General features: G+C 53.7%; 12 protein-coding genes. All 12 read left to right on the top strand.

What is annotated here, in order from left to right:
* Nucleotides 1-21: 21 nt before the first annotated feature.
* Nucleotides 22-1,266 carry a flagellin lysine-N-methylase gene (gene fliB, locus ACI5FR_RS18185; protein ID WP_405456828.1) on the top strand — a complete coding sequence of 415 codons (1,245 nt, stop codon included), beginning with the start codon at nt 22-24 and terminating at the stop codon, nt 1,264-1,266.
* Between the two features lie 108 nt (nt 1,267-1,374).
* The gene (locus tag ACI5FR_RS18180) at nt 1,375-1,731 is read left to right on the top strand and encodes a flagellar protein FlaG (RefSeq protein WP_405456825.1); all 357 of its coding nucleotides are present in this window, start codon (nt 1,375-1,377) and stop codon (nt 1,729-1,731) included.
* Nucleotides 1,732-1,791: 60 nt separating this feature from the next.
* Nucleotides 1,792-3,321 (top strand): flagellar filament capping protein FliD, encoded by a 1,530-nt coding sequence (gene fliD / locus ACI5FR_RS18175; RefSeq protein WP_405456824.1) that lies wholly within the window; start codon nt 1,792-1,794, stop codon nt 3,319-3,321.
* Between the two features lie 27 nt (nt 3,322-3,348).
* Nucleotides 3,349-3,744, top strand: a complete 396-nt coding sequence (gene fliS, locus ACI5FR_RS18170) for a flagellar export chaperone FliS (RefSeq protein ID WP_405456821.1) — start codon at nt 3,349-3,351, stop codon at nt 3,742-3,744.
* On the top strand, nt 3,737-4,114 hold the full coding sequence (fliT, locus tag ACI5FR_RS18165; protein ID WP_405456820.1) for a flagellar protein FliT: 378 nt from the start codon (nt 3,737-3,739) through the stop codon (nt 4,112-4,114). Before fliS ends, fliT begins: the two co-directional genes overlap by 8 nt.
* Before the next feature lie 351 nt (nt 4,115-4,465).
* Nucleotides 4,466-4,663, top strand: coding sequence for a cold shock domain-containing protein (locus ACI5FR_RS18160; protein WP_120749609.1), 198 nt, complete (start codon nt 4,466-4,468; stop codon nt 4,661-4,663).
* A gap of 211 nt (nt 4,664-4,874) precedes the next feature.
* Nucleotides 4,875-5,438 carry a ribosome hibernation-promoting factor, HPF/YfiA family gene (hpf, locus tag ACI5FR_RS18155; RefSeq protein WP_405456817.1) on the top strand — a complete coding sequence of 188 codons (564 nt, stop codon included), beginning with the start codon at nt 4,875-4,877 and terminating at the stop codon, nt 5,436-5,438.
* Between the two features lie 320 nt (nt 5,439-5,758).
* The gene (gene secA, locus ACI5FR_RS18150) at nt 5,759-8,266 is read left to right on the top strand and encodes a preprotein translocase subunit SecA (protein WP_405456815.1); all 2,508 of its coding nucleotides are present in this window, start codon (nt 5,759-5,761) and stop codon (nt 8,264-8,266) included.
* 128 nt (nt 8,267-8,394) lie between these two features.
* A protein-coding gene (gene prfB, locus ACI5FR_RS18145; protein WP_405456814.1) for a peptide chain release factor 2 occupies nt 8,395-9,511 on the top strand; the annotation gives its coding sequence in 2 pieces (ribosomal slippage) (nt 8,395-8,466 and nt 8,468-9,511; 1,116 coding nt in all).
* 80 nt (nt 9,512-9,591) lie between these two features.
* Nucleotides 9,592-10,473, top strand: coding sequence for a YitT family protein (locus ACI5FR_RS18140; RefSeq protein WP_405456993.1), 882 nt, complete (start codon nt 9,592-9,594; stop codon nt 10,471-10,473).
* Between the two features lie 91 nt (nt 10,474-10,564).
* Entirely contained in the window at nt 10,565-11,614 is a 1,050-nt protein-coding gene (argC, locus tag ACI5FR_RS18135; RefSeq protein WP_405456811.1) for an N-acetyl-gamma-glutamyl-phosphate reductase, read from the top strand.
* A 66-nt stretch (nt 11,615-11,680) separates the two neighbouring features.
* Nucleotides 11,681-12,913, top strand: coding sequence for a bifunctional glutamate N-acetyltransferase/amino-acid acetyltransferase ArgJ (gene argJ / locus ACI5FR_RS18130; RefSeq protein ID WP_405456809.1), 1,233 nt, complete (start codon nt 11,681-11,683; stop codon nt 12,911-12,913).
* Nucleotides 12,914-12,927: the final 14 nt, after the last annotated feature.

The raw sequence follows: 12,927 nt of genomic DNA, 5'->3' as shown, positions 1-12,927 counted from the left end.
TTGTGGCAAGGAGCACCTACTATGGACCAAGGCATGCAAAAACTATTAGTGCCGGAGTACATGCAACGATTTTCATGTACAGGATCACAATGCGAGGATACCTGTTGTTCCGGATGGGTTATCTCGGTTGATAAACAGACATACAAAAAATATAACAACATAAAACACAAAGAATTGTCCAAACAGTTTGATCAACATATTAAGAGAAATCGAAAAGACCCGATTGATGCCACATATGCTAAGATTAACTTAAACCAGGACGGATTTTGCCCCTTCTTGTCGGAAGAGAAGTTATGCGGTGTTCAACAAAAATTGGGCGAAATTTATTTATCGAATGTTTGCGCGACATATCCTCGTGTCAGTAATAGTATAAATGGAATCATCGAAAAGTCTGGGACGATATCCTGCCCGGAAATGGCCAAGCTAGTCCTGTTAAATCCGGAGGGAATTGAGTTTATTGAAACACAAGAGCCGGAGATTACTCGTAATATTATTAGCACGAAAATGAAAACCGACCATCCTGCGATAGTCTCTATTATTGAGCATTATTTCTGGGAACTTCGCATTTTTACCATACAGGTTTTGCAAAATCGTAATTATTCCGTTCAAGATCGATTTATTATTATTGGTTTGTTCTATAAAAAGCTCCAGGACATGCTGGATACCGATCCAAGCACAAATCCTTCTCAGATGATTGCAATGTTTACTAATTTGATTGAGGCAGGTGATCTTCGGCAGCAATTGTCTGAGATCCCAGTTCAATATGCCATTCAGATGGAACTACTCAAGGAACTGGCAGACCAACGGTTCAATCAATTCATCAACAGCAAGCGCTACATGGAGTGCTTTGCTGAATTTCTTCATGGACTCGGATATACAAGCAAGGCGACTGTTGAAGAAATTGCTGAAACATACGAATATGCTTTTAAACAATATTACGAGCCGTTAATGAACCAACATGAATATATAATTGAGAATTATTTAGTTAATTATGTTTACAAAACCGTATTTCCGGTCCGACGTACGGATTCTATTTTCGATGAATTTGTTTATATGGTGTTACATTATAGCCTGATTAAATTGCATTTAATAGGTATGGCAGCCTACCACAAAGAAAGTTTTAATATAGATCATGTTGTAAAACTTATTCAATCGTTTGGGCGAACAATTGAGCACAACACACTCTACTTTAAAGATATAATGAATTTAATAACTGAAAACAATTACAAGTCAATGGCTTATATGTCCATTCTGATCAAAAACTAAAAAAGTACAAGCGATCTACCAAAAGCCTTCAAATTCATTCTAATGTTCCCTCCCTCTACGGCCGATATATACGCTAAGAGTATATTTCGGTTCATGGAGGGTTTTTTCATGGAGAGCAACCCAGTAGGTATGGGAGCGCCCAAAGTCCCTTCGGCAGGAAACGAACAGCACACACCACCGCCCATTCATACAACGCAGGAGCTGAAGCGCGCCGAAGTGCAAGGGGAAAGCGTCCCGATCAGCGAAGAACAAATGGTCAAAGCGATTAACAAAGCGATCAAGGCCGCGGAAGGCGCCACCACGGAGCTGAATTTTTCTGTGCACAAGGTGACCAAGCAAATTATGGTGAAGGTTCTCGAGAAGGACACCGGCCGCGTCATTCGCGAAATTCCACCGGAGAAGATGCAGGATTTTGTCGCCAAGCTCTGGGAGATGGCCGGCATCCTTGTAGATGAGCGCCGATAACCTACTAACCGAAGCGAGCCTGCCTCGACTACAAGATAAACCGCAAAAGGAGGAACCGCCATGCCGATGCGCATTGCAGGTCTATCCGGGTTTGACGTGGACAACACCGTCAAACAAATGATGACGGCCCAGCGAATTCCATTAGACAAGCTGGACCAGAAGAAGCAAACGTACGAATGGCAGCGGGACGCCTTTCGGGACATGAACCTGAAGGTGACCGATTTCCGCAATAACAAGCTGTTCAACTTCAAGCTGGAAGGCACGTTCAACAAGAAGGAAATCTCGATTACCGGCAATGCCGAGGCCGTAACCGCCAAGGCAACCGCGTCTGCGATGGACGGGAGCATTCTCGTCAGTGTGACGTCCTTGGCCACGCCGGCCGGCAATTACAGCGAGAGTGAGATCACGTCGGCCGGGTTCGACCCGACTAAGCCGCTCAGCACGCAGAGCGACAAGCTGACGCACGGTACCCCGCTGCCGGCCCAATACAGGTTCGCGATTAACGGCAGCGAAGTCATCACGGTAGACCCAACCAAGGAATCACTCAACGACATCATCACCAAGATCAACTCCACGACGAATGTATCGGCGTTCTACGACGACGTGAACAAGAAGCTTAGCTTCGTATCGAAGGAAACCGGACTCGTGAACGGGCCGGAGAAGAATGGACAATACATCATTTTCGAAGACAAGTCCGGCAATTTCCTGAACACCGTAGCCCAAGTCTCCACGCTCGGGGCCAATAAGACCGCCGCGGCCAATGCCTCCATCTCGATCAACGGCTTGGCCACAACCAGGACGAGCAATACATTCAAGGTGAACGGTATCGAGATCACGGCGACCAAGGCCGGAGGCGGAGCGGCCAACATTCAGCCGCGGACGAACACGGACGAGATCATGGAGTCCATCAAGACGTTCGTGTCGGATTACAACGATGTCTTGAAGACGCTCCAGGATAAAGTGACGGAGACGAAGGACCGCAGCTACGAGCCTCTGACTCGAGAACAGCGGGATTCGCTCAACGCCGATCAAATCGAGAAGTGGGAGTCCAAGGCCAAAACCGGCATCATTCGGAGCGACGGCATTGTGAACGGAATTATCAGCAACCTCCGTTCTACGATCACGGGCCGGGTGGATACCGGAGATCCCACGATTCGCTCGTTGTCCGACATCGGGATCACCACAGGACAATATTATGAGAACGGCAAGTTGTACGTGGATGATGAGGCCAAGCTGCGAGCCGCCATCGAGCGCAACCCGGAAGCGGTGAAGGCTTTATTCACCCAAGACGAGAAGGAAGGCGCCAGTTCTACCACGGTCGGACTCGCCGAGCGGCTGTACACGAGCTTGAAGATCGGCTTGGATCAACTGACCTCAAAAGCGGGGGTGGCCAATGCTGCCTACGACACCAGCACGCTGTCGCTTCAGATCTCCCAAGTCGCCAAGGACATTACCACGAAGGAGAAAAAGCTGCAGGATCTAGAAGACGCGTACTATCAGAAATTCGCTGCCATGGAGGCGGCCATGAACAAGTACAACTCCCAGTCCTCTTATTTGGCAAGTCAATTCGGCGGCGGCTCCAGCTCGTAATAAACACCAGGATCAGGGGGGACTACGGTGCTTCAAGCGCAACCCAATAAATATTTGGAAAACTCCGTCCAGACGGCTTCACCGGCTCAATTGCTCATCATGTTGTGCGACGGGGCGATCCGCTTCGGGAAGAAGAGCATCGAGGATATCAAGAACCAAGACTTCATCTCCGCCAACACGAACATCGGCAAAGTCCAGGACATCATCAGCGAATTCGTCATCACGCTCGACAAGGAATCCCCTATCGCGGAGCAATTGCTGCAGCTGTATGAGTACTTCAGCTACCTGCTCATCCAGGCGAATGTGAAAAAGGACCCGCAGCCGATTCAGGAGGTTGTGGGCTACCTCATGGAGCTGAAGGAAACTTGGCTGCAGGCGGCCAAGCTGTCTGTCGGCGCGCGGCCGGGAACTTCGAATGGCTGAGTGGATCGAGCAGCTGGAGCGGCTGACCGAGACGGCGGCGGCTAACATTCGCGAGATGACGCATGAGGAGCTGCTGCACTTCGTTGAGGAACGCGGCCGTTTGATCGACCAGGCGCGGCGGCCGGAGCGCGAGTCGGGAACCGCCGGAACGGCAGGAGCCGAACTGAGCCAAAGCCAAAACGAAAGCACGGACCTGCAGCGCCGGGTTCACAAGCTACTGGCGCATGACGCCGCCATTCGCGCCCGGATGGAAGAGCTGCTGCGGGAGCACGAGGGCTCCTTCGGGAAGGTGCAGCAGGCCAAACGGCAGAAGACGGCATACGACATGGAATACACGCCGGACAGTTTATTTTTCGACAAAAAGAAATAAAGGGACAGGACCTTCTGCATAGGTACCCGGCAGGAGGTCTTTTTGCATTTGCCAACCAAAAGAGCGTAGAGGAGCAGAAGAAATACCCAATTTGAGTGGAATCTTGTGCATATCTTGACGGAAAACCTGTGGATAATGTGTATAAGTTTGTGAATAAGTAATGAAAATAAGCTTTCATGCGGGGATCTAGGTGTAAATAGCCAAATTTTCTCGCAATTCATGCAATACGTAGGAAACTGGAATCATTTAGGACAGGAACTCGCGTAATTGCATTGACATCCTTCCGCGGATGGTGATATATTCGAAATGTGGGATGACCACAGTTATTTGAAGATGAAGGGAATGTTCTGCATGCAAGGTAAAGTAAAATGGTTCAACGCAGAAAAAGGTTACGGGTTCATCGAGCGTGAAGACGGAGGAGACGTATTCGTTCACTTCTCTGCCATCCAGTCTGAAGGGTTCAAGACTTTGGAAGAAGGTCAAGCCGTAGAATTCGATATCGTAGAAGGCGCACGTGGACCACAAGCAGCTAACGTCGTTAAAATCTAATCATCCGGCGTGAAGCGCTGTTTTATAGATGGTTAAATAAAACGCTAGCTCACACCTCGGACTTGTTCCGGGGTGTTTTTATTTTTTGTGGAAATTCAAGGGCATTTTTATTTTGTCACAAATATTAAGAATATTTTGAATTATTATTAAATTCTTTTGAAGGGGATGCCAAAATATGATAGAATGAAAGTACGAAAGGAGCTGTTGAACAATGAATTTTAACATTCGTGGTCAAAACATTCATCTTACTGACGCGCTGAAAGATTACTCGATCAAGAAAATCGGCAGGCTCGAACGGTATTTTGAAGCTCCACCATCGACAGACGTGCATGTGACGCTAAGTGTTTCCAAAACGCTGCAAACGATCGAAGTTACGATCCCCTTACCTGGAGTGCTGCTTCGAGCCGAGGAACGACATGATGACTTGTATGCGGCGATCGACCTCGTGACGGAGAAGCTGGAGCGTCAAATTCGCAAGCACAAGACGAAAGTGAACCGGAAATTCCGTCAGGACGGGGGCCTTCGCACCTTGTTCCGCGAAGGGACCGAAGGATCGTCGGCCACCGCGCTGCGTCAGTTGGAGGATGAGGATGACCTCGAATTGGTTCGTACCAAAAAGTTCAACTTGAAGCCCATGGACATAGAAGAAGCGATTTTGCAGATGAACATGGTGGGTCACAGCTTTTTCGTATTCGCGAACGCGGAGAACGAGCAGGTCAATGTCGTGTACCGTCGCAATGACGGCAAGTACGGCTTGATCGAGCCGAATACTTAATGTTTACCTGAACAGTAGGATGTTCTTCCTTGTAAATAGTGGACAGCCTGATTCCGAAACGAATCAGGCTGTTTTCGCGTATATAAGGGTATCTCGGGGGTGCAAGGAATCCCGCAGTCCCCGAAAAGTAACAGGATTCTGCTGCGTAGGGACAGTTCACTTTTGAGGTAGAGCAGGGGTGGAATTTGGATTGTTGCCACGCCCTTTGCAAACTGTTACAATTTATGCAAACCGTTTTTCAAACTTATTCGAAGTTTGGCTTCCTATCCGAATAAACAAGCAAGCGAATGAGATACACTGTCATGAAAGGGGTCTAACCCATGCTGGGACTCGTGAAAAAAATATTCGGCGACTCGAACGAACGCGAAGTCAAGCGGCTGCTGAAGGTCGTAGACTATATCAATGAGCTGGAGCCGACGTTCAAGGCGCTGTCGGACGAGCAGCTGCAAGGCAAGACGGCGGAATTCCGCGCACGGCTCGAGCAAGGCGAGGACTTGGACGACTTGCTGCCGGAGGCGTTCGCGGCCGTACGCGAGGCGTCCTGGAGAGCGCTCGGCAAGCGCCACTTCGACGTCCAATTGGTCGGCGGGATGGTGCTGCACGAAGGCAAGATCGCGGAGATGAAAACCGGGGAAGGGAAGACGCTCGTTGGTACCTTGCCCGTCTACCTGAACGCGCTCTTGGGCAACGGCGTGCATGTGGTTACGGTCAATGATTACCTGGCCGCGCGGGACAGCGCGGAGATGGGGAAGATCTACTCCTTCCTCGGCATGACGGTAGGCGTGAACCTGCACAGCCTGACGCATGAGCAGAAGCAAGCGGCGTATGCCTGCGACATCACGTACGGAACGAACAACGAGTTCGGCTTCGACTACTTGCGCGACAACATGGTCTTGTACAAAGAACAGATGGTGCAACGCCCTCTGTATTTTGCCGTGATCGACGAAGTGGACTCGATTCTGGTCGACGAAGCCCGGACCCCGCTGATCATCAGCGGACAAGCTGCGAAGTCGACGGATCTGTACTATAGTGCGGATCGTTTCGTCAGCCGTCTTAAGGAAGAAGAAGATTACACAGTCGATATCAAGGTTCGCTCCGTCAACCTGACGGAAGAAGGGGTGGCGAAGGCCGAGAAGGCGTTCGGCATCGACAACTTGTTCGACCACCAGAACATTACGATCAACCACCACATCACCCAAGCGCTGAAGGCGCATGCGATCATGAAGCGGGATGTGGATTATGTCGTGCAGGAAGAGGAAGTCATCATTGTCGACGAGTTCACCGGCCGTCTCATGGTGGGACGCCGTTACAGCGACGGCCTGCATCAGGCGATAGAAGCGAAGGAACAGTTGAAGGTGCAGAACGAGAGCATGACGCTCGCGACGATTACACTGCAGAACTACTTCCGGATGTACCGCAAGCTGGCCGGTATGACCGGTACGGCGAAGACGGAAGAGGAGGAGTTCAAGAAGATCTACGGCCTCGAAGTTGTGACCGTGCCGACGAACCGTCCGATGATTCGGCACGATATGCCGGATATCGTCTACAAAAGCGAGAACGGCAAGTTCAAGGCGGTCGTCGACGTCATTGTCGAGCGACACAAGAAGAACCAGCCGGTGCTCGTCGGGACGGTGTCGATCGAGAACTCCGAGAAGCTGTCCGAGATGCTGAAGCGCAAGGGCATCCAGCACAAGGTATTGAACGCCAAGTACCACGCCGAAGAGGCCGAGATCGTCTCGCGTGCGGGGCAACCTGGTGCCGTCACGATCGCGACCAACATGGCCGGCCGGGGTACGGACATTATGCTGGGCGACGGTGTCGCGGAAGTAGGCGGCTTGCATATTATAGGGACGGAGCGGCATGAGAGCCGGCGGATCGACAATCAGCTGCGGGGCCGCGCCGGCCGTCAAGGCGACCCGGGCTCCACGCAATTCTACCTGTCGATGGAAGACGAGCTCATGCGCCGCTTCGGCTCGGAGAACATCATGGGTATGATGGACCGCATCGGCTTCGAGGAAGACCAGCCGATCGAGAGCAAGCTCATCACACGGGCCATCGAATCCGCGCAGAAGCGCGTCGAGGGCAACAACTTCGACATGCGGAAGGTCGTCCTTCAGTATGACGACGTCATGAACCAGCAGCGGGAGATCATCTACAAGCAACGTCGCGAGGTGTTGAGCTCCGAGAACATCAAGGACATCACGCTCGGCATGGTTATGCCGGTCGTCGAGCGCATCGTGAACGCACACTGTCCGGAAGATACGATTCCGGAGGAGTGGGATCTGGAAGCTGTCGCGGAGTATGCAAACTCCACGTTCCTGAAGGAAGATCAGCTGACGAAGGATGAGCTGTGGGGCAAGGAACGCGAGGAGATGATTGAATACATCCAAAACCTCGTGAACGAGCTGTACGAGGAGCGGGAAGCGACCATCTCGCCGGAGATGATGCGGGAGTTCGAGAAGGTCGTCGTCCTCCGCGCCGTCGACAGCAAGTGGATGGATCATATCGACGCGATGGAGCAGCTCCGTCAAGGGATCCATCTGCGCGCCTACGGCGGTACAGATCCGCTTCGCGAGTACCAGTTCGAAGGCTTCGCGATGTTCCAAGAGATGATCGAGAACATCCAGGAGGAAGTAGCCAAGTACATCATGAAGGCTACAGTGGAATCGAATCTTGAGCGTCAGGTCGTGGCCGAGGGTCAGGCGGTCGATCACAAGCTCGCGGCGGAAGGCAATCGCCCAACCGTACGCGATGAGAACAAAGTAGGACGCAACGACCCGTGCCCGTGCGGCAGCGGGAAGAAATACAAGCAATGTCACGGTAAATAACAGATGACGCTAAGTGCAGGCCCGGCGATCGCCGGCCGGCCGACGAGCCCCCTCGACAGGGGGCTTCGTGCGTGCTGGGATCGAAGCCTGACCGCGCGTCCAACACATAAACAAGGTGGCGATACACGATGTTAGATCCAGAGATTAAGCAAGATTTGCGGGAAGTGGCGAAACGAATCCAAGACCTTAGGGGGTCTCTTTGACTTAGATCTGAAGCTGGAGCAGGTGGCGAACTTCGAGGAGAAGATGGCGGCGCCCGACTTCTGGGACGACAATGAGAAGGCGCAGCAGACGATCAACGAGTTGAATGCCGTCAAATCGGTGGTCGACGAGTTCCAGGCGATGGCGTCGGAATACGAGGACATCGAGGTCATGCTGGAGCTGGCGGAGGAAGACGCCGACGATTCGATGGCGCGTGATCTGACCGAGTCGATCAAGGCGCTGTACAGCAAGCTGGAGGCGTTCCAGCTGAAGCTGCTGCTCAGCCAGCCGTACGACAAGCTGAACGCGATTCTCGAGCTGCACCCAGGCGCAGGCGGCACTGAATCCCAAGACTGGGCCGACATGCTGCTGCGCATGTACCGCCGCTATGCGGAGAAGCAAGGCTTCAAGGTCGAGGTGCTCGACTACCTCCCGGGCGATGAAGCGGGCGTGAAGAGCGTAACGCTGCTCATCAAAGGCTACAACGCCTACGGTTATCTGAAGGCGGAGAAGGGCGTACACCGCCTCGTCCGGATCTCGCCGTTCGATGCATCCGGACGCCGGCACACGTCTTTCGTCTCTTGCGATGTCGTGCCGGAGATCGAGGATGACGTGGAAGTCGATATCCGCACCGAGGATTTGAAGGTCGACACGTACCGGTCGAGCGGCGCGGGAGGACAGCACATCAACACGACCGATTCGGCCGTGCGCATCACGCACATCCCGACCGGCATCGTGGTCACGTGCCAGACCGAACGCTCGCAGATCAAGAATCGCGAGCGGGCGATGAAGATGCTCCGGTCGAAGCTCTATGAGAAGAAAATCGAGGAACAGATGAAGCACCTGGCCGAAATTCGCGGTGATCAGTCGGACATCGCCTGGGGCAGCCAGATTCGCTCTTATGTATTCCATCCATACAGCATGGTGAAGGACCACCGGACTTCCTTCGAGACGGGCAATGTCCAAGCGGTGATGGACGGAGAGCTGAATGCGTTTATCGATGCGTTCCTGCGGCTGCAGATTAACGGGGAGAAGTCTTCATAAAGGACCAAGGAACGGATTATCCTACATACAGAATGTAGGGTAGTCCATTTTTCCTGAGAGGGGGAGTGCAGGTGGAGGCCATCAACAAGCGGCGGAAAAAACCGCTAGTTCCCTTAGGCAGTCCGCTGCATCAGCTATACGAGTACGGCTTGCTGCTCGCCGGCTGCTTCCTCATAGCCGTCAGCTTCAACCTGTTCCTCAACCCGAATGAGATCGCATCCGGCGGTGTCTCGGGCATCTCCACGATCGTGCAGAGACTGTTCGGCATCGAGCCGGCCATCATGCAATGGCTGCTCAATATTCCTTTATTCATTCTTGGCTTGCTGCTGCTCGGAGGGCAATTCGGGCTGAAGACGGCCGTCGGTTCGATGGTATTGCCGCTATTCGTGTTGTTGACGAGCGATTGGGGAGCGCTGACCGACAACCCTCTGCTTGCCAGCATCTACGGCGGCATAGGCGTAGGAGCCGGGTTAGGCATCGTCTTCCGTGGTCGAGCCTCGACCGGAGGACTGGATACCGCGGCACAGCTGGTACATAAATACACGGGCATTCGATACGGCTTGGCCATTGCGATCTTCGACGGGCTGGTCATCTTGACGGCAGGTATGATTTTTAGTCCGGAAAAAGCATTGCTGGCTCTAATCGGCCTGTTCGTGACCACCAAAACGATTGACGTAGTCCAGCTCGGGTTCCGCTCGTCCAAGGTAGCGTTCGTCATTACTCGGGAGACGACCCGGGTTCGAGAAGCCATTCTGTATGATCTGGACCGGGGATTAACCGAACTGACAGCGCGTGGAGGCTTTACGGGGGAAGAGCGGCCGGTGCTGATGGTAGTCGTGAGCCAGACAGAAGTAACTCGGCTCAAAGCGCTGGTGAAGTCGATCGATGTGGAAGCATTCGTGATCTTGGCGGATGCCTCGGAAGTGCTGGGCGAAGGGTTCAAGCAGCAATTTTCTCATTGAATTATTATTCCGACGGTCGTATAATAATACATATCCTTTTTACGGACCGGATTGTTAGTCTTATTGAGGCTTAATTGGGAGGTTGGAAACCATGGGGAAACTGGTAAAAGCCGCCATTGTCGGATCGACCGGATACGGCGGAGTAGAATTGATTCGTTTGTTGCTTGCGCATCCTCACGTGGAGATTACATCGGTGATTTCTTCATCGAGCGCGGGGGCGCCGATCGCCGAAGGATACCCGCACTTGTCGGAGATCGTGACCGATCAATTGGACGCGCTGGATGTAGAGGACATGAAGCGGAAGGCCGATGTCGTGTTCCTGGCAGCGCCGCACGGGGTGAGCACCGAGCTGAGTCCCAAGCTGTTGGATGCCGGGCTCAAGGTTATCGACGTATCCGGGGATTTTCGGCTGAAGTCGGGCGAAGTATACGAGCAATGGTATAAGCATAAGCCGGCTGATCCGGCCTATCTGGCCAAGGCCGTATACGGCTTGGCGGAAGTATTCGGCGAGGAGAGCTACGGGGCGGACATCATCGCGAATCCGGGCTGTTTCCCGACCGCGACTACACTGGCGCTCGTTCCGCTGGTGAAGGCGGGCTGGGTCGACAACAAGACGATTATCGTAGACGCCAAGACCGGCGTATCCGGGGCGGGACGCGGGTTGAAGCTCACGTACCATTACTCGGAGATCAATGAAAATACGCTCGCGTATAAAGTGAATGCCCATCAGCATACGCCGGAGATCGAGCAAGTGCTGAGCCGGGTAGGGGGCGAGGATGTGGTCATCACGTTCACGACGCACCTGCTGCCGATGACGAGAGGGATTCTGGCGACGTGCTACGCGACGTTGAAAGAGAAGCGCACCGAGGAGGAAGTGCTGGAGCTGTTCCGGCAAACTTACGAGGGGCGGAAGTTCGTCCGGATTCGCGACAAGGGCAAATGGCCGGCGACGAAGGAAGTGTGGGGCTCCAACTATTGCGATATCGGGATCTCAGTGGACGAGCGCACGAACCGGGTGACCGTCATCTCCGTCATCGACAACCTGGTGAAGGGCGCGGCGGGACAAGCGGTGCAAAACTTGAATCTGATGATGGGCTGGGACGAGACGACGGGCTTGCTGTTCTCTCCGGTATATCCATAACAAATAGCGGGTCGCGGTAAAACGAGTGTACAGTTGAAAGAGCAAAGGGACAGGTGATGGGGAGACATGTCGCAGCAAGGACAGTTTACGGTAGTGGAGAACGGTTCGGTTACGACGCCTAAGGGCTTTCGCGCGGGCGGCCTGCATTGCGGATTGAAAAAGACGAAGCGAAACGACCTCGGGGTTATCGTCTGCGACGTGCCGGCCACGGCGGCGGCCGTGTACACGCTCAATGCGTTCCAGGCGGCGCCGCTCAAGGTGACGAAGGAAAGCGTCGCGGTAGAGGGCAAGCTGCAGGTGATGCTCGTCAACAGCGGCAACGCCAACGCTTGCACCGGCAAGCAAGGCGAGGAGGACGCCCGGGCGATGCGTTCCGGGGCAGCCCGCGCGTTCGGCGTGCCGGACCATTATGTGGGCGTAACCTCGACCGGAGTAATCGGCGAGCTGCTGAAGATGGACCGGGTGAATCCGGGCATCGCCGGTCTGCCAGCGGTCGTGTCGTCCGACGAGAACGGCGGGGAGCAGTTCTCGCAAGCGATCTTGACCACCGACCTGGTCAAGAAAGTGACTTGCGTCCAGCTGACCGTGAACGGCAAGACCGTGCACATCGCCGGCGCGGCGAAAGGCTCCGGCATGATCCATCCGAACATGGCCACGATGCTTGGGTTTATTACGACAGATGCCGTCATCTCGTCGGCCTATCTGCAGCAGCTGCTGAATCGGTCGACGGACATGACGTTTAATATGATTACAGTCGACGGCGACACAAGCACGAACGACATGGTGGTGACGATGGCGAGCGGGCTGGCGGAGAATGCGCCCCTGACACCGGAGCATCCCGATTGGTCGGTCTTCGCCGATGCGTTCCAATATGTCGGGGAGTATCTGGCGAAGGCGATTGCCCGTGATGGGGAAGGCGCAACCAAGCTGATAGAAGTAACCGTCGCGGGCGCGGCTTCCGTGGAAGATGCAAGAGCGATAGCCAAAACGGTCATCGGCTCCAGCCTCGTGAAATCCGCTTGCTTCGGCGCTGACGCCAACTGGGGACGAATCATCGCCGCAGTAGGTCGTGCAGGCAAGCCTGTGAATACGGAGACGGTCGACATCCGGATCGGCGACATCCCGGTTATGGAGCAGTCCCGCCCGCTGCCGTTCGATGATCCGAAGGCGACGGAATACCTCAAGGGCGAGTTCGTGCTCATCCATGTGAACTTGAACATGGGAGAAGCGTCCGCTACGGCTTGGGGCTGCGATTTGACTTACGACTATGTGCGCATTAACGCGGCGTATCGGACGTAGGGAGGAGAGCGGAA

Source organism: Paenibacillus sp. HJGM_3 (assembly GCF_045062745.1).
Classification (GTDB): Bacteria; Bacillota; Bacilli; order Paenibacillales; family NBRC-103111; genus Paenibacillus_AA.
This window is presented reverse-complemented; position numbering and strand designations above follow the sequence as displayed.

What these genes read in the sequence shown, in the direction of transcription:
- fliB (WP_405456828.1), top strand. Translation starts at nt 22, where the DNA reads ATGGACCAAGGCATGCAAAAACTATTAGTGCCGGAGTACATGCAACGA.
- ACI5FR_RS18180 (WP_405456825.1), top strand. Translation starts at nt 1,375, where the DNA reads ATGGAGAGCAACCCAGTAGGTATGGGAGCGCCCAAAGTCCCTTCGGCA.
- fliD (WP_405456824.1), top strand. Translation starts at nt 1,792, where the DNA reads ATGCCGATGCGCATTGCAGGTCTATCCGGGTTTGACGTGGACAACACC.
- fliT (WP_405456820.1), top strand. Translation starts at nt 3,737, where the DNA reads ATGGCTGAGTGGATCGAGCAGCTGGAGCGGCTGACCGAGACGGCGGCG.
- ACI5FR_RS18160 (WP_120749609.1), top strand. Translation starts at nt 4,466, where the DNA reads ATGCAAGGTAAAGTAAAATGGTTCAACGCAGAAAAAGGTTACGGGTTC.
- hpf (WP_405456817.1), top strand. Translation starts at nt 4,875, where the DNA reads ATGAATTTTAACATTCGTGGTCAAAACATTCATCTTACTGACGCGCTG.
- secA (WP_405456815.1), top strand. Translation starts at nt 5,759, where the DNA reads ATGCTGGGACTCGTGAAAAAAATATTCGGCGACTCGAACGAACGCGAA.
- argC (WP_405456811.1), top strand. Translation starts at nt 10,565, where the DNA reads ATGGGGAAACTGGTAAAAGCCGCCATTGTCGGATCGACCGGATACGGC.
- argJ (WP_405456809.1), top strand. Translation starts at nt 11,681, where the DNA reads ATGTCGCAGCAAGGACAGTTTACGGTAGTGGAGAACGGTTCGGTTACG.